We start from the raw sequence: 25,561 nt of genomic DNA, 5'->3' as shown, positions 1-25,561 counted from the left end.
GCCCGGCTATCGGCCCAGGTTGGTGCTGTGCAGGCCGCACTCCTTGCCGCCCTGGTCCTCCCACCACCAGCGCCCTTCGCGCTCGTGCTGATGGGGCAGGGTGGGGCGGGTGCAGGGCTCGCAGCCGATGCTGATGAAGCCGCGCTCGTGCAGCGGGTTGTAGGGCACGTCGAACATCCGGATATAGGTCCAGACGTCCTCGCTGGACCAGTGGGTCAGGGGGTTGATCTTGAACAGCGGGCTTGCCTCGCTGCCGAAGGCCGCGTCGCGCTCGGCGATCTGCAGGCTGGAGCGGGTGCCGGGGCTCTGGTCGCGGCGCTGGCCGGTAACCCACACCGGCAGGCCCGCCAGGCGCTCGCGCAGCGGCGCCACCTTGCGGATGCCGCAGCACTCCTGGTGGCCGTCACGGTAGAAGCTGAACAGCCCCTTCTCGCGCACCATGGCCTGCACCGCCTCGGCGTCCGGGAAGCGCACGTCGATCTCGATGGCATAGTGCTCGCGGACCCGCTCGATAAAGGCGTAGGTCTCGGCGTGCAGGCGGCCGGTGTCCAGGGCGAAGACGTGGACGGCCTCCTTGGGGGCCACCTTGAGGGCCAGGTCGATGAGCACCACGTCCTCGGCGCCGGAGAAGGAGAGGGTCAGCTCGCCGAAGGCCTGGTAGGCGGCGCGCAGGATCTCCTTGGGGGTGTCCTGGTCATGCTCCAGGACGAAGCGGTTGGGGTCGAAGCTCGACATCCTACCCTCCAGTACGGTCGATGGCCGTACCCTAGCAAAGCCCGGGGCGGGTCCCGAATACCGATTGGTTTGACACTTATATGCTATTTGGTGCTTAGCGTGGGTGATTCTTATTCCAGTGCGCCCAGGAGATGGCGGATCTTGTCCAGGGTCTCGGTGTACTCGGCCTCCACGTCGGAATCCGCCACCAGGCCGCCGCCGCCCCAGAGGTGCAGCCGGCCGGCATCGGCGACGGCGGTGCGGATGGCGATGGAGGTGTCCATGTGGCCGCGCACGTCCACGTAGCCCAGGCTGCCGCAGTAGACGCTGCGCCGGCTCGGCTCCAGCTCGTCGATGATCTGCATGGCGCGCACCTTGGGGGCGCCGGTGATGGAGCCGCCGGGGAAGGCGGCCGCCAGCAGGTCCAGCGGCCGCCGCCCGGCGGCCAGCTCGCCCCGAACGATGCTGACCAGATGATGCACGTTGGCGTAGCTCTCCAGTCCGCACAGCTGGGGGACCCGCACGCTGCCGGGGCGACACACCCGGCCCAGGTCGTTGCGCAGCAGGTCGACGATCATCACGTTCTCGGCGCGATCCTTGAGGCTCGCCGCCAGCGCGTCGGCCAGGGCGCGGTCCTCCTCGGGAGTGGCGCCTCGGGGGCGGGTGCCCTTGATGGGTCGGGTCTCCACCCGGCCGTCGCTGGCGCAGTGCAGGAAGCGCTCCGGCGACAGCGAGAGAATCGCCTGCTCGCCCTGTTCGGTGGGCCAGGCCAGATAGCCGGAGAAGGGCGTGGGAGTGGCGCGGCGTAGCCGGCAGTAGGCGTCCCAGAGGTCGCCGACGAAGGGGGCGCTGAAACGCTGGGCCAGGTTGATCTGATAGCAATCGCCGGCGCGGATATAGGCCTGCACGGCGGCGAAGCGCCGCGCGTAGCCCGGGCGGTCCTGCTCGCCGACGAAGGGGGCCCGCAGCCGGAAGGGGGAGCGCGTCGGGGACGGCGTCTCCAGCCATGCCATGACCTGGCGGCGCCGCCGGTCGCTGGCCACCAGCCAGCTCTCGCGGGTGTGGTGGTCCTGAATCAGCGCCCAGTCGTAGAGGCCGAGCCGGCTGGCCGGCAGCGCCACCACAGGCTGGGCCTGGCCGGCCACCGGCTCCAGGCAGCGGCCCAGGTCGTAGCCCCAGTAGCCGATCAGCCCGCCGAGAAAGGGCAGCTCGCTGTCGGGCGTCTCCAGCGCCAGGCTGTCGAGCAGCGCCTGCTGGGCGGCGAAGGGGGCGAGGCCGGCGAGACGCGGGTCGTCATCGCTGACCCGGCCATGGTCGTCGATGCTCAGGGTGCGCAGCGGGTCACTCGAGAGGATGTCGAAGCGACCGCCGGGGGCCACGGGGCGACCGCTGTCCAGCAGCACGGCGCCCGGGCGGTGGCGCAGCGCCGCGAAGTAGCCCAGCGGGTCGGGGCGGTAGGGGAGCGGGGTGATCTCGAGTCGTGTGGTCATCGCCGGGGCCTTTCTGAACAGGCGCCCCATTCTAGGGATGATGCCGGGCCTTGTCCTACCTATCGGCGACACCCAGCCTATTGACCGTCAACGCTAGCCATTGTCGACAGCAAACCCTGGCGTTCAACGGTTGTCTACAACCAAAGGCGTAGCACATCGGCCTTGTCGCCTGGTTGACCGATGACAAGGCAGTGACTAAAGTTCTCTCATCGTTTAATTGTCGACAATCGCTATGAACTCAGTCGCACCAGAACAGAATACGCCGGAAGTTCGCACCCTGGCCGAGCGGGTCTTCCAGGAGCTTCAGGATGCCATCGTCCGCGGGGAGCTGGCACCGGGTAGCAAGATTACCGAACCCGGGCTCTCCAAGACCTACGGCATCTCCCGGGGGCCGCTGCGCGAGGCCATGCGCCGCCTGGAGGCGCACCGCCTGATCGAGCGGGTGCCCCACGTGGGGGCGCGGGTGGTCAAGCTCTCGGTCAAGGAGCTGCTGGAGCTGTTCGACGTGCGCGAGGCCTTGGAGAGCATGGCCGCGCGGCTGGCCGCCGAGCACATGACCGCCGAGGAGATCGCCGGGCTCCGCGAAGTATTGGCAGTGCACGAGCGCCAGGCCGACCTGCGCAAGGGCGAGGCCTACTTCCAGCGCGAGGGCGATCTGGACTTTCACTACCGGATCGTCCAGGGCAGCCACAATCGCATGCTGATGACGCTGCTGTGCGATGACCTCTACTACCTGGTGAGGCTCTACCGCACTCAGTTCAGCGCCAGCGGCTCGCGTCCCCAGCGTGCCTTCGTCGAGCACCACCGCATCGTCGACGCCATCGAAGCCGGCGACGGGGAGCTTGCCGAGCTGCTGATGCGCCGCCACGTCAGCGCCTCGCGGGCCAACGTCGTCGACCGCTATGCGGCAACCCTTGCCCAGTACACAGAACACGCCGAGACCAGCTCATAGGGTGGCCCGGTAACCATAGCCAGAGGAGAATCCAGATGACCACTCACCCCACTCCCGGTGCGCGCTTCCGTGCCGCCCTAGAGACCAACCGGCCACTGCCCATCGTCGGCACCATCAACGCCTACACCGCCATGATGGCCGAGCGGGTGGGTCACCCGGCGATCTACCTCTCCGGCGGCGGCGTGGCCAACGCCTCCTTCGGCCTGCCGGACCTGGGCATGACCACCATGAACGACGTGGTCGAGGACGCGCACCGCATCTGTGGCGCCACCGATCTGCCGCTGCTGGTGGATATCGATACCGGCTGGGGCGGCGCCTTCAACATCGCCCGTACCGTCAAGGAGATGCAGCGCGCCGGCGTGGCCGCCGTGCACCTGGAAGACCAGGTGGCCCAGAAGCGCTGCGGCCATCGCCCCAACAAGGCCATCGTCTCCCAGCAGGAGATGGTTGACCGGGTCAAAGCTGCCGCGGATGCCCGCATCGATCCGGATTTCTATCTGATCGCCCGCACCGACGCCTTCCAGAAGGATGGCCTGGACGCCGCCATCGAGCGCTCCCAGGCCTGCATCGAAGCCGGTGCCGATGCCATCTTCGCCGAGGCGGTGCACACCCTGGAGGATTACAAGGCGTTCTGCGAGCGGGTGGATGCGCCGATACTGGCCAACATTACCGAGTTCGGCGCCACGCCGCTGTTCACCCAGCAGGAGCTGGGCGAGGTGGGTTGCCGCATGGTGCTCTATCCGCTGTCGGCCTTCCGTGCCATGAACGCCGCGGCGCTCAAGGTCTACCAGAGCATCCACGCCAACGGCCACCAGCGTGACGTGGTCGAGCTGATGCAGACCCGGGACGAGCTCTACGACTTCCTGAACTACCACAGCTTCGAGCAGAAGCTCGATGCGCTCTTCGCCGAGAAGGGCAGCGACGCCTGAGGCGCGTTCCTTCACGACATTTCGGATACTTTCAAGAGGAGAGAGATCATGGCAGATAAACCGATCGGCGGCGCTGGCCTGCGCGGCCAGAGTGCCGGCACTACCGCCCTTTGCACCGTCGGCAAGAGCGGCGCCGGCCTGACCTACCGCGGCTTCGATATTGCGGAGCTGGCCGAGAAGGCGAAGTTCGAAGAAGTGGCCTACCTGCTGCTCAAGGGCAAGCTGCCCAATCAGGCCGAGCTCGACGCCTACATCGCCAAGCTCAAGGGCCTGCGCGGCCTGCCCGCGGCACTCAAGACAGTGCTGGAGCAGATCCCGAAGGACGCCCACCCCATGGACGTGATGCGCACCGGCGCCTCCATGCTGGGCAACCTGGAGACCGAGCAGAGCTTCGATGAGCAGCAGGACGTTTCCGACCGCCTGCTGGCGGTGCTGCCCTCGATCATCTGCTACTGGTACCGCTTCAGCCACGACGGCGTTCGTATCGAGACCGAGACCGATGACGAATCCATCGGCGGTCACTTCCTGCACATGCTGCGGGACCAGCCGGCCTCCGAGCTGCACGCCCGGGTGATGAACGTCTCGCTGATCCTCTATGCCGAGCACGAGTTCAACGCCTCGACCTTTACCGCGCGGGTCTGCGCCTCGACCCTCTCCGACATGCACTCCTGCGTCACCGGCGCCATCGGCTCGCTGCGCGGTCCGCTGCACGGCGGCGCCAACGAGGCGGCCATGGAGATGATCGAGAACTGGACGTCCGCCGACGAGGCCGAGCAGAAGATCATGGGCATGCTCGAGCGCAAGGAGAAGATCATGGGCTTCGGCCACGCGATCTATCGCGAGTCCGACCCGCGCAACGCCATTATCAAGAAGTGGTCCAAGCAGCTGGCCGAGGACGTGGGCGACAGCGTGCTCTACCCGGTCTCCGAGCGCGTCGAGGCGGTGATGTGGCGCGAGAAGAAGCTGTTCTGCAACGCCGACTTCTTCCACGCTAGCGCCTACCACTTCATGGGCATTCCCACCAAGCTGTTCACGCCGATCTTCGTCTGCTCGCGCGTCACCGGCTGGGCGGCCCATGTCTTCGAGCAGCGCGCCAACAACCGTATCATTCGCCCGAGCGCCGATTATGTCGGCCCCGAGCACAGCGAGTGGGTGCCCATCGAACAGCGCGACTGATCGATCAGCCCTCACAGGACGGCTCCGCGGGGTCGTCCCACCTCGCGTTTTCCCTGCCTCGCGCCCAGGCCGTCAGCAAGAGACTCTCGACGCCATGAATACTGAATACCGTAAACCGCTTCCCGGCACCGAGCTGGACTACTTCGACGTGCGTGCGGCCGTCGAGGCGATTCAGCCCGGTGCCTACGACACCCTTCCCTACACCTCTCGGGTGCTCGCCGAGCAGCTGGTGCGTCGCTGTGAGCCGGAACTGCTCACCGATGCCCTGAAGCAGCTGATCGAGCGCCGCCGCGACCTGGACTTCCCCTGGTACCCGGCCCGGGTGGTGTGCCATGACATCCTCGGCCAGACCGCGCTGGTCGACCTGGCCGGCCTGCGCGACGCCATTGCCGAGCAGGGCGGCGACCCCGCCAAGGTCAACCCGGTGGTGCCGACCCAGTTGATCGTCGATCACTCCCTGGCCGTGGAGCACGCCGGCTTCGAGCTGGACGCCTTCGAGAAGAACCGTGCCATCGAGGATCGTCGCAACGAGGACCGTTTCCACTTCATCGAGTGGACCAAGACCGCCTTCGAGAACGTCGACGTGATCCCCGCCGGCAACGGCATCATGCACCAGATCAACCTGGAGAAGATGTCGCCGGTGGTGCAGGCACGCGACGGGGTGGCCTTCCCCGATACCTGCGTGGGCACCGATAGCCACACTCCGCACATCGACTGCCTGGGCGTCATCGCCATCGGCGTGGGTGGCCTCGAGGCCGAGACCGTGATGCTGGGGCGCCCCTCCATGATGCGCCTGCCCGATATCGTCGGCGTGGAGCTGACCGGCAAGCCCAAGCCCGGCATCACCGCCACGGATATCGTGCTGGCGATCACCGAGTTCCTGCGCAAGGAGCGCGTGGTCGGCGCCTATCTCGAGTTCTACGGCGAGGGGGCCAGAGCCTCACCATCGGCGACCGAGCCACCATCTCCAACATGACGCCGGAGTACGGCGCCACCGCGGCGATGTTCTATATCGACGAGCAGACCATCGACTACCTGTCGCTCACCGGCCGCGAGCCGGAGCAGGTGGCGCTGGTGGAGACGTACGCCAAGCAGACCGGCCTGTGGGCCGACAGCCTGACAGAGGCCCAGTACGAGCGGGTGTTGACCTTCGATCTCTCAAGCGTCGAGCGCAACCTGGCGGGCCCCTCCAACCCGCACCGTCGCCTGCCCACCAGTGCCCTTGTTGAGCGCGGCATCGCCGTGGGCTCTTACAAGGACAGCGACAAGGCCCAGGCGGATGAGAAGGAGGGCAAGATGCCCGATGGCGCGGTGATCATCGCCGCCATCACCAGCTGCACCAACACCTCCAACCCGCGCAACGTGGTGGGGGCGGGCCTGCTGGCAAAGAAAGCCAACGAGCTGGGTCTGGTCCGCAAGCCCTGGGTGAAGTCATCGTTCGCTCCAGGATCGAAGGTCGCGCGGCTGTACCTGGAGGAGGCCGGCCTGCTGCCGGAGCTGGAGAAGCTCGGCTTCGGCATCGTCGCTTACGCCTGCACCACCTGTAACGGCATGTCCGGGGCGCTGGACCCGACGATCCAGCAGGAGATCATCGACCGCGATCTCTACGCCACCGCCGTGCTCTCCGGCAACCGCAACTTCGACGGCCGCATCCACCCCTACGCCAAGCAGGCCTTCCTGGCCTCGCCGGCGCTGGTGGTGGCCTACGCCATCGCCGGTACCGTGCGCTTCGATATCGAGAAGGACGTGCTCGGCACCGACAACAACGGCAACCCGGTGACCCTCAAGGACCTCTGGCCCTCCGACGAGGAGATCGACGCCATCGTCGGCGAGTTCGTCAAGCCGGAGCAGTTCAAGCAGGTCTATATCCCGATGTTCGACCTGGACGCCGCGGACAAGGCCGAGAGCCCGCTCTACGACTGGCGCCCCCAGAGCACCTATATCCGCCGCCCGCCCTACTGGGAAGGCAACATGGCGGCCGTGCGCGCGCTGAAGGGGATGCGGCCGCTGGCGATCCTGCCGGATAATATCACCACCGACCATCTGTCGCCGTCCAATGCCATCATGATGGACAGCGCGGCGGGGGAGTACCTGCACAAGATGGGCCTGCCGGAGGAGGACTTCAACTCCTACGCCACCCATCGCGGCGACCACCTCACCGCCCTGCGCGCGACCCTGGCCAACCCCAAGCTCTTCAACGAGATGGTCCGCGACGAGAACGGCGAAGTGAAGCAGGGCTCGCTGGCGCGCATCGAGCCGGAAGGCGAGGTGACCCGCATGTGGGAGGCCATCGAGACCTACATGGAGCGTAAGCAGCCGTTGATCATCATCGCCGGCGCCGACTACGGCCAGGGCTCGTCGCGCGACTGGGCGGCCAAGGGCGTGGCGCTGGCCGGGGTCGAGGCGATCGTGGCGGAAGGCTTCGAGCGCATCCACCGCACCAACCTGATCGGCATGGGCGTGATGCCGCTGCAGTTCCAGGAGGGCACCACCCGCCACACCCTGCAGCTCGACGGCACCGAGACCTATGACGTGGAAGGCAAGCCGGCGCCGGGCGCGACGCTCGAGCTGGTGATCCACCGCAAGACCGGCGAGGTCGACCGGGTGCCGGTGACCTGCCGCCTGGATACCGCGGAAGAGGTCACCGTCTACTCCGCAGGCGGCGTGCTGCAGCGCTTCGCCAAGGACTTCCTGGAGTCTACGGAGGTCAGCGCATGAGTCGGGCAGCGCAGATTCGCATTCCCGCCACCTATATGCGCGGCGGCACCAGCAAGGGCGTCTTCTTCCGGCTCGACGACCTGCCCGAGGCGGCTCGCGAGCCCGGCGAGGCTCGGGATCGCCTGCTGATGCGGGTGATCGGCAGCCCCGACCCCTACCAGAAGCAGATCGACGGCATGGGCGGGGCCACCTCCAGCACCAGCAAGACGGTGATCCTCTCGAAGAGCGAAAGCCCCGATCACGACGTGGACTACCTCTTCGGTCAGGTGGCCATCGACAAGGCCTTCGTCGACTGGAGCGGCAACTGCGGCAACCTCTCCGCCGCCGTGGGCCCTTTCGCCGTGGCCAACGGCCTGGTGGACCCGGCGCGCATTCCCGACAACGGTGTGGTGGAGGTGCGCATCTGGCAGGTCAATATCGCCAAGACCATCGTCTGCCAGGTCCCCATCACCGACGGTGAGGTGCAGGAGACCGGCGACTTCGAGCTGGACGGGGTGACCTTCCCGGCGGCCGAGGTGCCGGTGGCCTTCAAGGACCCCGCCGACGGCGAGGGCGCCATCTTTCCCACCGGCAACCTGGTGGACGACCTGGAGGTGCCGGCCGAGGTGGCGGCCGGGGGAACGATCAAGGCCACTCTGATCAACGCCGGCATCCCGACCATCTTCGTCAATGCCGCCGATCTCGGCTACACCGGCACCGAGCTGCAGGAGGCGATCAACGGCGACCCGGTCGCGCTTTCGCGCTTCGAGACCCTGCGTGCTCACGGCGCCCTCAAGATGGGCCTGATCCAGGACCTCGGTGAGGCGGCCAGCCGCCAGCACACGCCCAAGGTGGCCTTTGTGGCACCGCCGACCCGCTATGTCGCCTCCAGCGGCAAGGAAGTGACGGAGGCGGAGGTCGACCTGCTGGTGCGCGCCCTCTCCATGGGCAAGCTGCACCACGCCATGATGGGGACTGCAGCGGTGGCGATCGCCTCTGCCGCGGCTATCGAAGGCACGCTGGTCAACCTGGCCGCCGGCGGCGGCAAGCGCAACGCCGTGACCTTCGGGCACCCCTCCGGCACCCTGCGGGTGGGTGCCGAGGCGAGCCTGGAGGAGGGGCGCTGGGTGATCGACCAGGCGGTGATGAGCCGTAGCGCGCGGGTATTGATGGAAGGCTTCGTGCGTGTGCCAGGCGACAGCTTCTGATCTTGCCCCCGCTTGCGGGTGAATTTGCCGATGAAAAGAAGACGCCTCGAGTCGCATGGCTCGGGGCGTTTTCGTATAGTGGGGGTAGCCACTATCGATGTCGAAGGAGATCAAGATGAGCACCGTGGAAGCCAATGTACGCCCGGACTATGACGCCGAACTGCAGAAGATCGCCGACTATGTTCTCGATGTCGAAATCGACAGCAGCGAGGCTTGGGATACCGCTCGCAACTGCCTCATCGATACCCTGGGCTGCGGCCTGCTGGCGCTGCGCTTTCCGGAGTGCACCAAGCACCTGGGACCGCTGGTGGAGGGCACGATGGTGCCTCACGGCGCCAGGGTGCCCGGCACCTCGTTTCGGCTCGACCCGGCCAAGGCCGCCTGGGACATCGGCTGTATCGTGCGCTGGTTGGACTACAACGACACCTGGCTGGCGGCAGAGTGGGGGCACCCCTCCGACAATTTGGGAGCCATCCTGGCGGTGGCAGACCACCTCTCTCAGCGGCGTGTCGCCGAGGGAGAGGCGCCGCTGGTCATGCGCGACGTGCTAGAGGCGATGATTCGGGCCCATGAGATTCAGGGGGTGCTGGCGCTGGAGAACAGCTTCAACCGAGTCGGCCTCGACCATGTGGTGCTGGTTAAGGTGGCCTCCACCGCTGTGGCCGCCAGGATGATGGGCGCCAACCGCGAGCAGCTGCTCTCCGCACTCTCCCACGCCTGGGTCGACGGCCAGAGTCTCAGGACCTACCGCCATGCGCCCAATGCCGGCTCGCGCAAGAGCTGGGCGGCAGGGGATGCCACCTCCCGTGGCGTGCGCCTGGCCGATATCGCCCTGCGCGGCGAGATGGGGATTCCCGGGGCCCTGAGTGCCCCCCAGTGGGGGTTCTACGACGTGCTCTTCTCCAAGACCAACAAGGACCAGGCGCTCAAGCCGGAGGCGGAGCGCAAGTTCTCCTTCCAGCGCGACTTCGGCACCTATGTGATGGAGAACATCCTGTTCAAGATCGCCTTCCCCGCGGAGTTCCACTCCCAGACGGCCTGTGAAGCGTCGGTCGCCCTGCATCCGCAGGTCAAGGACCGTCTCGATGACATCGACAGGATCGTGCTGACCACCCACGATTCGGCGATTCGTATCATCTCCAAGTCGGGGCCGCTGGCCAATCCGGCCGACCGCGACCACTGCCTGCAGTACATGACGGCGGTGCCGCTCGCCTTCGGTAGCCTGACGGCCGAGCACTACGAGGATGAGTTCCACGAGGCCCATCCGATCATCGATGAGCTGCGCGACAGGATGGAGGTGGTGGAAGAACCGCGCTTCTCCCGCGATTACCACGATCCCGAGAAGCGCTCCATCGCCAATGCCATCCAGGTATTCTTCAAGGACGGCTCATCCACCGACAGGGTCGAGGTCGAGTACCCGATCGGTCATCGCCGGCGCCGCGCCGAGGGCATCCCGGTGCTGGAAGAGAAGTTCCGCCGCAACCTGGCGACCCGCTTCCCGGCGGAACGCTGCGAGCGTATCTTCGCCCTGTGCAAGGATCAGGCGCGCCTGGAGAGCACCCCGGTTCACCGTTTCGTCGACCTCTTCGTGATCTGACCATGGCAGGCGGTGGTTGGCGCCTCGCGACTTCCCCTGCCTGGCGGTTCGGGATTGCCAGGTCGTCTTGCCGATTGCCTTGGCGTCCTGAGCGTAAGTGGTCTATATTTTTTTGATGCGGAGGGGTTGCACGCCTGCCCGTTAATCCGTAAAGTACGCATCCGCTGCCGGCGACGGGCAACGTTGCAGGCGGTGACGAGAGTGGTAAGTGGCTGTCTCGCTTTGGGTTTTTCGAATCGCTTCGCAAAATTCCTGCTTGACGCCCGCGGCGGATTCGGTAGAATGCGCTCCACTCGATACAGAGGCCCGTCAGGGGCTCTGGGCGGCCACCAGCAGCGCTGGGCTTCGACGCCACGCTCACGACAGTGAGGCGGCGAAGAGAGTTGACAAGCTCGGCCGGTTCAGTAGAATACGCCTTCCTCGCAGGGCGCTGGCGAGGCCGGAAGCTCCGGTCACGACAGCAAGCGAGACGCTCCACTCTCTCGAGAGCCCGGAGTCGCTCTTTAACAATCGATCAGGTAATTCATGTGGGCGCTTGTCGATGAGGTGGTGAGAAGTCACACCATTATCAAGGCAAGCGACTCGTCAAACGAGACGTTTGAACCTTGAGCCAAGTTTGGTTCGCTTCCTCCCTCGGGAGGGTAAGAACTATATGATCTTAAACTGAAGAGTTTGATCATGGCTCAGATTGAACGCTGGCGGCAGGCCTAACACATGCAAGTCGAGCGGAAACGACGGGAGCTTGCTCCCGGGCGTCGAGCGGCGGACGGGTGAGTAACGCATAGGAATCTGCCCGGTAGTGGGGGATAACCTGGGGAAACTCAGGCTAATACCGCATACGTCCTACGGGAGAAAGCAGGGGCTCTTCGGACCTTGCGCTATCGGATGAGCCTATGTCGGATTAGCTAGTTGGTGAGGTAATGGCTCACCAAGGCGACGATCCGTAGCTGGTCTGAGAGGATGATCAGCCACATCGGGACTGAGACACGGCCCGAACTCCTACGGGAGGCAGCAGTGGGGAATATTGGACAATGGGGGCAACCCTGATCCAGCCATGCCGCGTGTGTGAAGAAGGCTTTCGGGTTGTAAAGCACTTTCAGTGGGGAAGAAGGCTTTCGGGTTAATACCCCGGAAGAAGGACATCACCCACAGAAGAAGCACCGGCTAACTCCGTGCCAGCAGCCGCGGTAATACGGAGGGTGCGAGCGTTAATCGGAATTACTGGGCGTAAAGCGCGCGTAGGTGGCTTGATAAGCCGGTTGTGAAAGCCCCGGGCTCAACCTGGGAACGGCATCCGGAACTGTCAGGCTAGAGTGCAGGAGAGGAAGGTAGAATTCCCGGTGTAGCGGTGAAATGCGTAGAGATCGGGAGGAATACCAGTGGCGAAGGCGGCCTTCTGGACTGACACTGACACTGAGGTGCGAAAGCGTGGGTAGCAAACAGGATTAGATACCCTGGTAGTCCACGCCGTAAACGATGTCGACTAGCCGTTGGGTCCTTCGCGGACTTTGTGGCGCAGTTAACGCGATAAGTCGACCGCCTGGGGAGTACGGCCGCAAGGTTAAAACTCAAATGAATTGACGGGGGCCCGCACAAGCGGTGGAGCATGTGGTTTAATTCGATGCAACGCGAAGAACCTTACCTACCCTTGACATCGTGCGAAGTTTCCAGAGATGGATTCGTGCCTTCGGGAGCGCACAGACAGGTGCTGCATGGCTGTCGTCAGCTCGTGTTGTGAAATGTTGGGTTAAGTCCCGTAACGAGCGCAACCCTTGTCCCTATTTGCCAGCGATTCGGTCGGGAACTCTAGGGAGACTGCCGGTGACAAACCGGAGGAAGGTGGGGACGACGTCAAGTCATCATGGCCCTTACGGGTAGGGCTACACACGTGCTACAATGGTCGGTACAAAGGGTTGCCAACTCGCGAGAGTGCGCTAATCCCATAAAGCCGATCTCAGTCCGGATCGGAGTCTGCAACTCGACTCCGTGAAGTCGGAATCGCTAGTAATCGTGAATCAGAATGTCACGGTGAATACGTTCCCGGGCCTTGTACACACCGCCCGTCACACCATGGGAGTGGACTGCACCAGAAGTGGTTAGCCTAACTTCGGAGGGCGATCACCACGGTGTGGTTCATGACTGGGGTGAAGTCGTAACAAGGTAGCCGTAGGGGAACCTGCGGCTGGATCACCTCCTTAAACGACATATCGCCGCCTCGCGGCAAGTGCTCACAATGAATTACCTGATCGGCCAGAGCAAAGACTGTTTGGGTCTGTAGCTCAGTTGGTTAGAGCGCACCCCTGATAAGGGTGAGGTCGGCAGTTCAAATCTGCCCAGACCCACCAATCTCTAGCCTTAAGCTATAAGCTATAAGCTATAAGCTTGAAGCTGTAAGATAACCCCCTTGGAATCGCGAGCTAGGGTTAGCTTGAAGCTTATGGCTTACAGCTTACAGCGGTTTTAGGGGCCTTAGCTCAGCTGGGAGAGCGCCTGCCTTGCACGCAGGAGGTCAGCGGTTCGATCCCGCTAGGCTCCACCACTCCCAGAAACGCCAGCCAAAACAGTCTAACGTTAGCGCTAAGCTATAAGCTTTGACGACACTGCAAGGTGTTGACTTAAAGCTTACAGCTTAGGGCTTACCGCTCTAAATGCTCTTTAACAATGTGAATCATGCTGACAAGTTCCTTTCTGAGAAGAAAGGACATGAGATACGTCTCAAGCGTATCCGGCAATTGTCGTACGTAATCGTAGGCCAGACCCTTTCGGGTTATATGGTCAAGCGATTAAGCGCATACGGTGGATGCCTAGGCAGCCAGAGGCGATGAAAGACGTGGAAGCCTGCGATAAGGCTCGGCGAGGTGGCAAACAACCTGTGACCCGGGCATCTCTGAATGGGGAAACCCACCCTGCATCAGCAGGGTATCCCACACTGAATCCATAGGTGTTGGGAGGCGAACCGGGGAACTGAAACATCTAAGTACCCCGAGGAAAAGAAATCAACCGAGATTCCCCCAGTAGCGGCGAGCGAACGGGGACCAGCCCTTAAGCTGGTGAATGGTTAGGCGAACGCGCTGGGAAGCGCGACCATAGCGGGTGATAGTCCCGTAGCCGAAAGCCTGATCCAGTGAAATCGAGTAGGTCGGGGCACGTGAAACCTTGACTGAAGACGGGGGACCATCCTCCAAGGCTAAATACTCCTGGCTGACCGATAGTGAACCAGTACCGTGAGGGAAAGGCGAAAAGAACCCCGGCGAGGGGAGTGAAATAGATCCTGAAACCGTATGCGTACAAGCAGTGGGAGCACGCTCGTCGTGTGACCGCGTACCTTTTGTATAATGGGTCAGCGACTTATATTCAGTGGCGAGCTTAACCGATTAGGGGAGGCGTAGGGAAACCGAGTCTTAACTGGGCGACCAGTCGCTGGATATAGACCCGAAACCGGGCGATCTATCCATGAGCAGGTTGAAGGTTGAGTAACATCAACTGGAGGACCGAACCAGGATCTGTTGAAAAAGATTTGGATGACTTGTGGATCGGAGTGAAAGGCTAATCAAGCCCGGAGATAGCTGGTTCTCCTCGAAAGCTATTTAGGTAGCGCCTCACGTATCACCACCGGGGTAGAGCACTGTTTCGGCTAGGGGGTCATCCCGACTTACCAACCCGAGGCAAACTCCGAATACCGGTGAGTGCCAGCGTGGGAGACACACAGCGGGTGCTAACGTCCGTTGTGAAAAGGGAAACAACCCAGACCGTCAGCTAAGGTCCCCAAATCCTGGTTAAGTGGGAAACGATGTGGGAAGGCTCAGACAGCTAGGAGGTTGGCTTAGAAGCAGCCATCCTTTAAAGAAAGCGTAATAGCTCACTAGTCGAGTCGGCCTGCGCGGAAGATGTAACGGGGCTAAACCAGGTACCGAAGCTACGGGCTTGTGTGCATCACCCAAAGCTATTCGTTTACGCGAGCGAAGCGAGCGAAAGCGCCCAACAATAGTCGAGTTGGTCGCCAACGTAAGCCGAGCCAGCAGCGAGTGGTTTTCGGGATGCACACAAGCGGTAGAGGAGCGTCGTGTACGCCGACGAAGGTGAGTCGAGAGGCTTGCTGGAGGTATCACGAGTGCGAATGCTGACATGAGTAACGACAAGGGGAGTGAAAAACTCCCCCGCCGGAAGACCAAGGGTTTCTGTTCGACGCTAATCGGAGCAGAGTGAGTCGGCCCCTAAGGCGAGGCCGAAAGGCGTAGTCGATGGGAAACGGGTCAATATTCCCGTACCTCACTGTATTGCGATGGGGGACGAAGAAGGCTAGGTGAGCCAGGCGTTGGTTGTCCTGGTGAAAGCTTGTAGGCTGGGGGTTCAGGCAAATCCGGATCCCTAAGGCCGAGAAGCGAGACGAACACCCCACGGGTGGAAGTCATCGATGCCACGCTTCCAGGAAAAGCCTCTAAGCTTCAGATACAGTGGGACCGTACCCCAAACCGACACAGGTGGTCAGGTAGAGAATACCCAGGCGCTTGAGAGAACTCGGGTGAAGGAACTAGGCAAAATGGTGCCGTAACTTCGGGAGAAGGCACGCCGCCACTACGTGAAGGCCCTCGCGGCCGGAGCGGAAGGCGGTCGAAGATACCAGGTGGCTGCAACTGTTTATTAAAAACACAGCACTCTGCAAACGCGTAAGCGGACGTATAGGGTGTGACGCCTGCCCGGTGCCGGAAGGTTAATTGATGGTGTTAGCCCTCGGGCGAAGCTCCTGATCGAAGCCCCGGTAAACGGCGGCCGTAACTATAACGGTCCTAAGGTAGCGAAATTCCTTGTCGGGTAAGTTCCGACCTGCACGAATGGCGTAATGATGGCCACGCTGTCTCCACCCGAGACTCAGTGAAATTGAAATCGCAGTGAAGATGCTGTGTACCCGCGGCTAGACGGAAAGACCCCGTGAACCTTTACTATAGCTTCACACTGGACGCTGATGTTGCCTGTGTAGGATAGCTGGGAGGCTTGGAAACCCGGACGCCAGTTCGGGTGGAGCCAACCTTGAAATACCAGCCTGGCATCATTGGCGTTCTAACTCAGGTCCGTGATCCGGATCGAGGACAGTGTGTGGTGGGTAGTTTGACTGGGGCGGTCTCCTCCCAAAGCGTAACGGAGGAGCACGAAGGTACCCTCAGCACGGTCGGAAATCGTGCAATGAGTGCAAGAGCATAAGGGTGCTTGACTGCGAGACAGACACGTCGAGCAGGTACGAAAGTAGGTTCTAGTGATCCGGTGGTTCTGTATGGAAGGGCCATCGCTCAACGGATAAAAGGTACTCCGGGGATAACAGGCTGATACCGCCCAAGAGTTCACATCGACGGCGGTGTTTGGCACCTCGATGTCGGCTCATCACATCCTGGGGCTGAAGTCGGTCCCAAGGGTATGGCTGTTCGCCATTTAAAGTGGTACGCGAGCTGGGTTTAGAACGTCGTGAGACAGTTCGGTCCCTATCTGCCGTGGGCGTTGGATGTTTGAGAAGAGCTGCTCCTAGTACGAGAGGACCGGAGTGGACGCACCTCTGGTGTTCCGGTTGTCACGCCAGTGGCATTGCCGGGTAGCTATGTGCGGACGGGATAACCGCTGAAAGCATCTAAGCGGGAAGCCCCCTTCAAGATGAGACATCCCCGAGGCCTCGAGCCTCCTGAAGGGCCCAGCGAGACCAGCTGGTTGATAGGCCGGGTGTGGAAGCGCTGCAAGGCGTTGAGCTAACCGGTACTAATGGCCCGTGAGGCTTGACCATATAACCCCAAGGGGTCTGCGCATTGCGCGCGACATTGACGGATACGACGAGACGTAGCGTCGGCATGATTCCAACCGTTTTCGCCTGACGACCATAGCGAGTGGGAACCACCTGATCCCTTGCCGAACTCAGCAGTGAAACCGCTCAGCGCCGATGGTAGTGTGGGGCTTCCCCATGCGAGAGTAGGTCATCGTCAGGCACTTATTTCAGAAACCCAGCTTCGAAAGAGGCTGGGTTTCGTCGTTTAGGGGCTTCCCATGGAGAGTAGCGGAGCGCCGCCCGACGGAGGGCCGCCCCGGTCGTCAGGCACTTATACCGAGAAAACCCCGGACATTTCGATGTTCGGGGTTTTTTCGTGGTGCGGGTGGCGTCGAGCGGGGGTTACACGACGCCCTGCTCGATCATGGCGTCCGCCACCTTGCGGAAACCGGCGATATTGGCGCCGAGCACCAGGTTGGTCGGCTCGCCGAATTCCTCGGCGGTGTCGGCGCACTGCCGGTGGATATTGGCCATGATCTCCTTGAGCTTGGCGTCGACCTTTTCCAGCGGCCACTGCTGCATGCTGCTGTTCTGGGCCATTTCCAGCTGGCTGGTGGCGACACCGCCGGCGTTGGCGGCCTTGCCGGGGCCATAGGCGATCTTGGCTTCCAGGAAGCGGTCCACGGCGGCGGCAGTGGAGGGCATGTTGGCGCCTTCGCTGATGCAGGTGATGCCGTTACCGAGCAGGGTCTCGGCGTCTGCATCGGTCAGCTCGTTCTGGGTGGCGCAGGGGAAGGCCACGTCGGCCCGGATGCGCCACACTGCATGGCCGTCCGCGGGATAGCGGCTGGCGGGAATGTACTCGGCGTCAGGGTGCTTGGCCAGGTACTCCTCCAGAGAGGCGCGCTTGACCTCCTTGAGCTCCTTGAGCAGGTCGAGGTCGACGCCGCGGGGGTCATGGATGGTGCCGCGGGAATCGGAGCAGGTGATGGGCGTGGCGCCCAGCTCGTAGAGCTTCTCGATGGTGTAGATGGCCACGTTGCCGGCGCCGGAGACCAGGCAAGTCTTGCCCTCGATACTCTCGCCGCGGGCCTCCAGCATGTTCTGCGCGAAGTAGACCGCCCCGTAGCCGGTGGCTTCCTTGCGCCCGATGGAGCCGCCCCAGTCCAGCCCCTTGCCGGTCAGCACGCCCTCGTAGCGTCCGGTAATCCGCTTGTATTGGCCGTAGAGATAGCCGATCTCGCGGGCGCCCACGCCGATATCCCCGGCCGGTACGTCGGTGGTCGGGCCGATGTGGCGATAGAGCTCGTTCATGAACGACTGGCAGAAGCGCATGATCTCGGCGTCGGACTTGCCCTTGGGGTCGAAGTCCGATCCGCCTTTGCCGCCACCGATGGGCAGGCCGGTGAGGGCATTCTTGAAGATCTGCTCGAAGCCCAGGAACTTGATGATGCCCGAGGTGACGCTGGGGTGAAAGCGCAGGCCGCCCTTGTAGGGGCCCAGGGCGGAGTTGAACTGGACGCGATAGCCCTTGTTGACCTGGACCTTGCCCGCGTCGTCGGTCCAGCAGATGCGGAACATGATCTGGCGCTCGGGTTCGACGATGCGCTCGATGATGCTGTGATCGTGGTAGTAGGGGCTGCGCTCGAAGAGCGGGCGAAGGCACTCCAGGACTTCTTCTGCGGCCTGGTAGAACTCGGTCTGTGCCGGACTGCTCTTCTTGAGGCGTTCGAGGGTGTCATGAACGTAGGGCATGGTGGGTTCCTGTCGAAGAAGTGTCGGCACACTATAAGGCATGCACCATTATGCAGCAAATGCATGGGCCATGTCGGGATTAGACATTGATATGAGGCGAAATCCCTTCAAAAATCAGGAAAACCGTGCACCAATGTCGAGCATTAACCGTTCTTCATAGACGATGAATAAACGATGTGGTGGGGCGTCACACCTGAGATGTCAGGACTGATATCATGGGCGCCCCATTTTCGCTGGAGCCCGAGCGCCGTGACGCTGACGACACCGGCCCTGTTGTTTCCCGCCATTTCCCTGCTGCTGCTGGCCTATACCAACCGCTTCTTGGTGCTGGCCCAGCTGATCCGCAAGCTGGCCGAGGAGGAGCGCAGCCAGCATCAGGAGGTGACGGCACGCCAGATCCTGATGCTGCGTAAGCGGATCTCCCTGACCAAGCGCATGCAGGTCGCCGGGGTGCTGAGCTTTCTGCTCTGTACCCTGTCGATGTTTGCGCTGTTTCTGGCGTTTGAGTTGGTGGGTATGGCGCTGTTCGGGGCGAGCCTGATCACGCTTTCCATTTCGCTGGTCTACTCCCTGTGGGAGGTGTTGCTGTCGACCAATGCCCTCAACGTGCAGCTGCAGGATATCGAGGCGCTGGGTGGGAGAAGGAAAAAGGCCGCGTCGTCGCAGGGCGGACAAGGAGAGGAAGGCGAATGATGCGCATGGAGACGCCGCTGGACCGGCAGGCACCCGATCGGTTACTGCTCTACTGCCGCCCGGGCTTCGAGGCCGATATGGCCGCGGAAGTAACGGCCCGTGCTCAGGCGCTGGGCTGGCAGGGCGAGTGCGATGCCGTGCCGCTGGCAGGCTATGCTAGCTTTGTCCCCGACGATGAGCGGCCGGTCAATCTGCTGCACCGTGAGCTATCTTTGAGCGGGCTGATCTTCGCGCGACAGAGTCTGGTGGGGCTTGCGCCGCTCTCGCTGTCGCGGGACAACCGGCTGGCGGCCATCGTCGATCAGGTGGTGGCCAGCGGCTGGAGCTTCGATGATGTCTGGCACGAGACGCCGGACACCAATGAAGGCAAGGCGCTGGCGGGACTGATCAAGTCGTTGAGCCGGCCGCTGGCCTCGACGCTCAAGAAACGCGGGGCGCTGCGGCGCAGGGCGGCGGGACGGCGGCTACACCTGCTGTGGTGCGACGGCGACCGAGTCCTGCTGGGCATGAGCTTCCCCGGCAACCGCAGCGAGCTGCCCGGCGGGATTCGCCGGCTGAAATTTCCGCCGGGGGCGCCCAGCCGCTCGACGCTCAAGCTGGAAGAGGCGTGGCATGAGTTCGTGCCGCGGGATGAATGGCCGCAGCGGCTAGGCGAAGGCATGCAGGCCGCCGACCTGGGCGCGGCCCCGGGCGGCTGGACCTGGCAGCTGGTGAACCGCGGCATGCACGTCTATGCCATCGACAACGGCCCCATGGACAAGGGGCTGATGGCCACCGGGATGGTGGAGCATCGGCGCGAGGATGGCTTCGTCTGGGAGCCGCCCTGTCGGCTCGACTGGCTGGTGTGCGACATCGTCGACAAGCCGACGCGCGTCACGGCCATGGTCGGGCGCTGGCTGGTGCGGCGCTGGTGTCGAGAGGCGGTATTCAATCTCAAGCTGCCGATGAAGCGGCGCTGGGAGAGCGTGTCGGGCTGCCTGATGTCGCTGGAAGGTGCCCTGGCGGACGCCGGGGTGGCGGCCGAGATTCGCTGCCGGCACCTCTATCACGACCGTGAGGAGGTCACCGTGCATGTCCGGCTGCGGGATTGAGGCGGCCCGACATGCCCGGCGAGGAAGGGAAGGTAGTGCCTTGCTCAGTAGGAGGGCTCATAGACGCGAATGGTCTCGTCCTCGGTCAGCAGCGGCAAGATGCGCTGCATGACGCGAGTGCGCTCCTCGCTGGTGTACCACTCCTTCCAGGCGCGCATGTCGCGCCACTTGGTGATCATCAGACGCCGGTCGCTGTGGCCCAGCTCGACGAGGGTCTCGCCGCCCACGAAGCCCCTGGCGCCCAGCGACCAGCGCATGGCTTCGCGGGCGGCCTCTTCGTACTCCTCCTCCAGGCCGGGCATGATGCGACGTTCGATAATGATCTTTATCATCTAAGCTGCTCCCTAACACCGAGGTCGATCGATGGCTGATACCGCCGACTCCCTGCCCGACTACCAGGCCGAACTGGATACTACCGGACTCTACTGCCCGGAACCGATCATGCTGATGCACAACAAGGTGCGCGACATGGGGTCCGGCGAGGTGCTCAAGGTGGTCGCCACGGATCCGGCGACCACCCGCGATGTGCCGAAGTTCTGCAGCTTCCTGGGCCATGAGCTGCTGCTCCAGCAGGAGTCGGGCGGACACTATCACTACTTTATCCGCTTGGGCTGATGCACCGCTAGTCCTCGGGGTCTCGGGGCGATCTCGTCGAGTCGGGGATCACCATCAGTGCCAGGGCCTCCAGGGTGCTGGGGTCCTGTTCGCGAATCCGGTTGGCGATGTGGCGCTGGAAGAAGTAGACCACCCGGTGGCGGCTGTGGCCGGTGTAGAGGCAGGGGTCCCCGGGAAGGATGGGGGTGGTGTCGATCAGCGCCTCGTCGGCCAGCAGCGCTTCGATGCCGCCGTCGTTGTAGAGGCGCCAGCCGAACACCTGCTTGAGCTGCCAGGGCTCCTGGCCGTCGTTGATGCATAGGGCGTGGGTGCCCAGGGTGTCGGGGAGCTGCTGGATAAGGGTGACGTCTTCGGTCTCCTCGTAGTCGAAGTAGGCCGCGGCGTGCTCCAGCTCGAACGCCTTGTGGGGGGGCGCCGTTTCCAGCAGCTCTTCGGTCTCGGGGTCGCGATAGCCGATGAAGCAGCCGTGATCCGGGTCGTCGAGTCGATGGCAGGGGGTGAGCGATTCCATCCAGGGCACCAGCCCCACCACCTCTCCGTCTTCGCGCAGGCCCCAGGCGAGGATCGGCATGCCGTAGAGGGAGTCGGGATCGGACGCCAGGCTGTAGACCATTTCCAGGCCATCGAGCTCCGGGGAGAGACGCACCAGGCGCTGCCTGGCCTTGTGCCGCCGACGCATGGTATCCAGGTCGATCACCTGGGCAGGGCGGGGTGACAGTTGAGTACCCATGATCTACCTCCAGGTTCTGCACGGTCCGTGTCGGTCACGGCAACAGCAAGGCTGACGGTATCGGCGCATGCCACCTGCCTCCACCAATAGCATAGAGTGGCAGGGCAAGTTAAGCCTGGGATCGGGTTTTTCGCGCAACGGGGATCAGGGGCAGCGTTCGGCCAAGATCTGCCAGTGGTGGCGGTGCGCCTCAAGGGCCTCGCGGTAGGCGGGCAGCGGTGCCGCCGGATTGTCCAGGGAGAGCCAGCGCCGACGGTAGTCGGCCACGGCCGTCGGCGGCTCGACATGGCTGTCCAGCAGCTCCGCCACGGCGCCCAGCCAGCGCTCGGCGTGCGCCTCGAGCCGGGCCAGCCAGTCGGCTGCCGGAAGGGCGTCGAAGGTGGCCTTGAGCTCGCTCCCCGATGCCTCCAGCGCCCGGCAGGAATCCGCGCGCGAGAGGCGCTCCTCGAGCAGGGCGTTGGCCTCGCCTAGCCGCTGCTCGGCCAGCATCAGGGCGCGTAGCACCTCGGCGGTGAGCGGCCGGGAGCGCAGTGTCTTGAGGTGATTTTCCAGGGTGGAGGAGTCGTGCTGCCACGCCGGGTTGAATTGGTTGCGGGTGGCCTCTTGCAGCCAGACCACCGCGTCGAGCTGGGCGTCGATGGCGGTGTCTGCACCGGGTTCCAGCGGTGAGCTGGCCCGGGAGAAGCTGCCGGTCCACTCTTCGGAGTCGAACAGGGTGTTCCAGCTGACTAGCGGGAGCTGCTCGGTCTTGGTCTCGGTGAGGCGGGCCAGCCGCTCGCGATGGCTGTCGCTGAGCGTCTCGGGAATATCGCTGTTGTGGCAGGCGTGCAGCCGCCGCCACAGCTCGAGCTCGTAGATCCAGCGCTGGCTGGGCGGCGCCACCCGGCCCAGCTGGTTATTGCGCTCGGCGACCAGCGAGGTGATATGGCACTCCCGCAGGGCGTAAACGTTGAGCATTCCGTCGCGGGTCTCGGCCACCTCGAAGAGGCGTTCGCTGCGCTGTGGGAAGGCGCCGATATTGTCCGGGCGGAGGGCTCGGGCTCGGCCAGGTCCAGGGCGGCGGCAAGCTCGCGCTGGTACGCCTGCAGCAGCGCCTCGCCCTCGCCGCTGCCGCCGCAGCCCACCAGCAGCGCGGTTAGCAGCAGCGCCGCCAGCGGCGGGAGTCGCCTTGCCCCGGCAGATGGCGTGCTAGCTCTTGGGAATCTCGATCTCGCCATGTGCCACTCCGCTTGCCATGCGCCGCAGCCGTTCGCCCAGCAGCAGCGCGGCCACGCTGAGCCCGGCAATCAGGCCGACCCAGTAGCCATGCACGCCCATGGGGCGAGCCAGCCGAACAGTCCCTGGGTGCCCAGCCAGTGTCCGCCGCCCAGGCCGACCAGCCAGTAGGCGATCAGCGTGATCACCATGATCACCCGCGTGTCCTTGTAGCCGCGCAGGGCGCCGGCCAGGTTGACCTGCAGCGAGTCGGACACCTGGAAGATCATGGCCAGTATGACCAGTGAAAGCGTCAGGCGTTGCACTGCCGGGTCGTGGGTATAGAGCCCGATCACCGGCTCGGCGGTGAGCCACAGCACCAGGCAGTTGAGGCCGGCCACCAGCAGGCAGAGGGCGACGCCGTTCCAGGCCACCAGGCGGGCGAACTCGGGGCGCTGCTGGCCCAGGGTGTTGCTGACCCTGACGGTCAGCGCCATGCTCAGCGAGAGCGGCAGCATGAACAGGATCGAGGTGTAGTTGAGGGCCACCTGGTGTGCGGCCACCGTGACTTCGCCGAGGCTCGCGATAAACAGCGCGATCAGCGTGAACAGCGTCACCTCCACGAAGATCGCCACCCCGATGGGCACGCCGACGTAGAGCAGCTCGCCGATCATTTGCCAGCGCGGCGGGGTGGGCGAGTGCCACAGGGCGACGCGGCCGTAGGCGCTCGAGCGCCGGGTGTAGATGATCATCGCCAGGCACATCACCCACATCGACAGGGCGGTGGCGATCCCGCAGCCCAGCGCGCCCAGCGCCGGCAGGGCCTGGAGCCAGGCGGGTAGCCAGTCGCCGAAGAGCCCGGTGAGGCCGTCGCCGCCGTAGATCAGCACGAAGTTGCTGGGCACGTTCACCCCCAGGCCGATCAGGCTGATCCACAGCGAGGGGCGAGTATGGTTCATGCCGTCGGAGAAGGCACGCAGCGCCTGGAACAGCGCCACCCCGGGCATGCCGAAGGCCACGGCGGCGAGATAGGCGGCCGAGCGCGTGGCGACCTCGTCTGGCACCGCCATCAGGCGGAAGATCGGCATTACCGTGAACCACAGCAGCAGGGCGGCCAGGGTCCCCAGGGCCAGGGCCACCCACAGCGCCTGATGCACGTTGGGGCGGATGCCGGCGGTGCGTCCGCCGCCCAGCAGCTGGGCAACGATGGGGGTCAGCCCCATCAGGGTGCCGGTCATGAACAGCATCAGCGGCAGCCACAGGCTCGAGCCCACCGAGACCGCCGCCAGGTCGGTGGCGCTCAGGCGCCCGGTCATCATCACGTCGGTGACGCTCATGCCGGCCTGGGCCAGCTGGGCCCCGCAGATCGGCAGGGCGAGGCGAATCAGCGGCCGCGTTTCCGTGCGGCTGGCGCTCAGCAGGTCGGTGAAAAACGTTGCCAAGGGAGCGGCTCCATGCCAGGGAAGAAACCGTCAATAGTAGCAATCGCCGGCGATGTTCGCTCGCCGCCACGCGTTTTATAATGCCGGCCTCTCAGCCACCCCTGGAGCCTGCGTGACACATCGACTCGACGACATCATCGCCCTGTTCGACGGCCTCTTCGCGGATACCTTCGCAACGCGGCTGGTGCGGGGCGGCGACGAGCCGCTCTACCTGCCCGCCGATGCCGACTGCCCCTATCACCGGGTGATCTTCGCCCACGGCTTCTATGCCAGCGCCCTGCATGAGATCAGCCACTGGTGCATTGCCGGCGAGCGGCGCCGCCGACTGGAGGACTACGGCTACTGGTATCTGCCCGACGGACGCAGCGCCGAGCAGCAGCGCGACTTCGAGGCGGTGGAGGTGGCGCCCCAGGCCTTGGAGAGGCTGCTGGCCGAGGCTTGCGGGCACCACTTCCATGTCAGCGTCGACAACCTTGGCGGCAACGCGGAGGTGGATCGCGAGGCCTTTCGTGCCCGGGTCGAGGCGCGGGCGGCCCGCTATGTACATGAAGGCTTGCCGCCCCGGGCCGCCGCCCTGTGCGAGACGCTGCACGGCTTCTATCACCGCGGCCTCGGCCGGGAGCGAGCGGTGGCCGCCGGCCGCGCTCAGCTGCTCGCCGGCGAGGCAGCGACCGCACCGGCCTGAAGCCCGGCCCCCCAGGCCTCCCGGCCCAGCGCCAGCAGCGGCGCCAGCGCCGCCGAGGCGTGGCGTGCCGGATACGCCACGCCGATGGTCTGGGCAATGGTCAGGCCCTCCAGGGGGCGGCACTGGACGTCGTGGCGCTCCAGGATCTCCGGCCAGACGGGCACCAAGGAGGCGCCGACCCCCGCTGCCACCAGCCCCAGGGTGTACTCGATGGTGCGCAGGTGGGCGCGTACCTGGCAGCGGATGCCGGCGCCGTCGAGCGCCTCGCCCAGCCGCTCCATGGCCGCGCAGGGGCGGCGCCAGACCATGGGCAGCCCCTCCAGGTCGGCGAGCGCCACGGTGGCATGCCGGGTCAGCGGGTGGCCGGTGGGCAGGGCCAGGCGATAGCGGTCGTGCCAGATCGGCTGGAAGGCCTCGCCGGGGGCCAGGTCATGCTCGCCGATGATGCGGGCGTCGCAGGGCTCCTCCGGATTGACCAGGGTCAGCGCCAGGTGCTCCCCGCGGTGGATGACCTCCTTGAGCAGGGCGGTCATGCGGCTGGCGCCCAGCGAGCGCATCAGGCCCAGGCGCACCGGGGTGGGGGAGGCGGGGTGGCGGAACTGCCGGGTGATCGCGTCGAGATCCTCGCTGACCCGGCGGGCCAGGGGGTAGAGGCGGTGGCCCTCCTCGGTGGCGGTGATGCCGCGGCGATGGCGTTCGAACAGCGTGGTATCGAGCCGCGCCTCGAGCTGGGCCAGGGCCGCCGAGATGGAGGGCTGGGCCACATGGCAGCGACGCGCGGCGGCGCTGATCGAGCCGCCCTCGTAGGCGGCGATGAAGTAGCGCAGGCTGCGCACATCCATAAGAC

General features: G+C 64.3%; 16 protein-coding genes, 2 tRNA genes, 3 rRNA genes and 2 pseudogenes. 15 read left to right on the top strand and 8 right to left on the bottom strand.

Features of this window, described 5'->3' with window-relative positions; genetic code table 11:
* Positions 1–6 precede the first annotated feature (6 nt).
* Together ACSJDS_RS16260 and pabB are read right to left on the bottom strand one after the other, a co-directional pair.
* Positions 7–735 carry a phosphoadenylyl-sulfate reductase gene (locus ACSJDS_RS16260; protein WP_473034161.1) on the bottom strand — a complete coding sequence of 243 codons (729 nt, stop codon included), beginning with the start codon at positions 733–735 and terminating at the stop codon, positions 7–9.
* 110 nt (positions 736–845) lie between these two features.
* Positions 846–2,204 carry an aminodeoxychorismate synthase component I gene (gene pabB, locus ACSJDS_RS16255; RefSeq protein ID WP_473034160.1) on the bottom strand — a complete coding sequence of 453 codons (1,359 nt, stop codon included), beginning with the start codon at positions 2,202–2,204 and terminating at the stop codon, positions 846–848.
* A 232-nt stretch (positions 2,205–2,436) separates the two neighbouring features.
* Here pabB and ACSJDS_RS16250 point away from each other — a divergent pair, with 232 nt between their 5' ends.
* From ACSJDS_RS16250 to rrf, 11 genes and pseudogenes are all read left to right on the top strand, one after another.
* Entirely contained in the window at positions 2,437–3,156 is a 720-nt protein-coding gene (locus ACSJDS_RS16250) for a GntR family transcriptional regulator (RefSeq protein WP_473034159.1), read from the top strand.
* 35 nt (positions 3,157–3,191) lie between these two features.
* The gene (gene prpB / locus ACSJDS_RS16245; RefSeq protein ID WP_473034158.1) at positions 3,192–4,085 is read left to right on the top strand and encodes a methylisocitrate lyase; all 894 of its coding nucleotides are present in this window, start codon (positions 3,192–3,194) and stop codon (positions 4,083–4,085) included.
* A gap of 48 nt (positions 4,086–4,133) precedes the next feature.
* Complete coding sequence (prpC, locus tag ACSJDS_RS16240) at positions 4,134–5,261, top strand: bifunctional 2-methylcitrate synthase/citrate synthase (RefSeq protein ID WP_473034157.1); 1,128 nt, start codon at positions 4,134–4,136, stop codon at positions 5,259–5,261.
* Between the two features lie 94 nt (positions 5,262–5,355).
* Positions 5,356–7,979: pseudogene (gene acnD, locus ACSJDS_RS16235) on the top strand (Fe/S-dependent 2-methylisocitrate dehydratase AcnD).
* Positions 7,976–9,166: a 2-methylaconitate cis-trans isomerase PrpF gene (prpF, locus tag ACSJDS_RS16230; protein ID WP_473034155.1), complete on the top strand. Its 1,191-nt coding sequence runs from the start codon at positions 7,976–7,978 to the stop codon at positions 9,164–9,166. Before acnD ends, prpF begins: the two are co-directional and overlap by 4 nt.
* A gap of 115 nt (positions 9,167–9,281) precedes the next feature.
* Positions 9,282–10,763: a 2-methylcitrate dehydratase gene (gene prpD, locus ACSJDS_RS16225; protein ID WP_473034154.1), complete on the top strand. Its 1,482-nt coding sequence runs from the start codon at positions 9,282–9,284 to the stop codon at positions 10,761–10,763.
* Between the two features lie 660 nt (positions 10,764–11,423).
* Positions 11,424–12,961: ribosomal RNA gene (locus tag ACSJDS_RS16220) — 16S ribosomal RNA — on the top strand.
* 70 nt (positions 12,962–13,031) lie between these two features.
* Positions 13,032–13,108: transfer RNA gene (locus ACSJDS_RS16215), tRNA-Ile, on the top strand.
* 118 nt (positions 13,109–13,226) lie between these two features.
* Positions 13,227–13,302, top strand: a tRNA-Ala gene (locus ACSJDS_RS16210).
* A gap of 234 nt (positions 13,303–13,536) precedes the next feature.
* Positions 13,537–16,530, top strand: a 23S ribosomal RNA gene (locus ACSJDS_RS16205).
* 83 nt (positions 16,531–16,613) lie between these two features.
* Positions 16,614–16,729: ribosomal RNA gene (rrf, locus tag ACSJDS_RS16200) — 5S ribosomal RNA — on the top strand.
* The 16S, 23S and 5S rRNA genes sit together here with 2 tRNA genes alongside, the layout of an rRNA operon.
* Positions 16,730–16,911: 182 nt before the next feature.
* Here the strand turns inward: rrf and gdhA are convergent.
* A complete protein-coding gene (gdhA, locus tag ACSJDS_RS16195) occupies positions 16,912–18,264 on the bottom strand; it encodes an NADP-specific glutamate dehydrogenase (protein WP_473034153.1) in 1,353 nt (450 codons plus the stop codon).
* Positions 18,265–18,513: 249 nt separating this feature from the next.
* On the opposite strand from gdhA, the gene ACSJDS_RS16190 reads away from it, so the two are divergent.
* Both ACSJDS_RS16190 and rlmM read left to right on the top strand, forming a co-directional pair.
* Complete coding sequence (locus ACSJDS_RS16190; protein WP_473034152.1) at positions 18,514–18,957, top strand: DUF2721 domain-containing protein; 444 nt, start codon at positions 18,514–18,516, stop codon at positions 18,955–18,957.
* Positions 18,954–20,048, top strand: coding sequence for a 23S rRNA (cytidine(2498)-2'-O)-methyltransferase RlmM (gene rlmM, locus ACSJDS_RS16185; protein ID WP_473034151.1), 1,095 nt, complete (start codon positions 18,954–18,956; stop codon positions 20,046–20,048). The genes ACSJDS_RS16190 and rlmM overlap by 4 nt, the downstream gene beginning before the upstream one ends.
* Positions 20,049–20,092: 44 nt before the next feature.
* Here the strand turns inward: rlmM and ACSJDS_RS16180 are convergent, their stop codons facing one another.
* A complete protein-coding gene (locus tag ACSJDS_RS16180) occupies positions 20,093–20,380 on the bottom strand; it encodes an antibiotic biosynthesis monooxygenase family protein (RefSeq protein ID WP_473034150.1) in 288 nt (95 codons plus the stop codon).
* A 31-nt stretch (positions 20,381–20,411) separates the two neighbouring features.
* Here ACSJDS_RS16180 and tusA point away from each other — a divergent pair, with 31 nt between their 5' ends.
* On the top strand, positions 20,412–20,663 hold the full coding sequence (gene tusA, locus ACSJDS_RS16175; protein ID WP_473034149.1) for a sulfurtransferase TusA: 252 nt from the start codon (positions 20,412–20,414) through the stop codon (positions 20,661–20,663).
* A 7-nt stretch (positions 20,664–20,670) separates the two neighbouring features.
* On the opposite strand, the gene ACSJDS_RS16170 is transcribed toward tusA, so the two are convergent.
* The 3 genes and pseudogenes from ACSJDS_RS16170 to ACSJDS_RS16160 all read right to left on the bottom strand — a co-directional run bounded on the left by ACSJDS_RS16170 (position 20,671) and on the right by ACSJDS_RS16160 (position 24,029).
* Positions 20,671–21,393, bottom strand: coding sequence for a hypothetical protein (locus ACSJDS_RS16170; RefSeq protein ID WP_473034148.1), 723 nt, complete (start codon positions 21,391–21,393; stop codon positions 20,671–20,673).
* A gap of 144 nt (positions 21,394–21,537) precedes the next feature.
* Positions 21,538–22,371: a DUF3080 family protein gene (locus tag ACSJDS_RS16165; RefSeq protein ID WP_473034147.1), complete on the bottom strand. Its 834-nt coding sequence runs from the start codon at positions 22,369–22,371 to the stop codon at positions 21,538–21,540.
* Positions 22,372–22,581: 210 nt separating this feature from the next.
* Positions 22,582–24,029: pseudogene (locus ACSJDS_RS16160) on the bottom strand (MATE family efflux transporter).
* A 112-nt stretch (positions 24,030–24,141) separates the two neighbouring features.
* On the opposite strand from ACSJDS_RS16160, the gene ACSJDS_RS16155 reads away from it, so the two are divergent.
* Complete coding sequence (locus tag ACSJDS_RS16155) at positions 24,142–24,714, top strand: elongation factor P hydroxylase (RefSeq protein ID WP_473034146.1); 573 nt, start codon at positions 24,142–24,144, stop codon at positions 24,712–24,714.
* Here the strand turns inward: ACSJDS_RS16155 and ACSJDS_RS16150 are convergent.
* A complete protein-coding gene (locus ACSJDS_RS16150; protein WP_473034145.1) occupies positions 24,675–25,556 on the bottom strand; it encodes a LysR family transcriptional regulator in 882 nt (293 codons plus the stop codon). The two genes, ACSJDS_RS16155 and ACSJDS_RS16150, sit on opposite strands and share 40 nt — an antisense overlap.
* Positions 25,557–25,561 lie beyond the last annotated feature (5 nt).

This window comes from Halomonas sp. SL18_1 (assembly GCF_055755715.1).
Note: the sequence above shows the minus strand (reverse complement) of the source record. Positions and strands in the feature narration are given on the sequence as shown.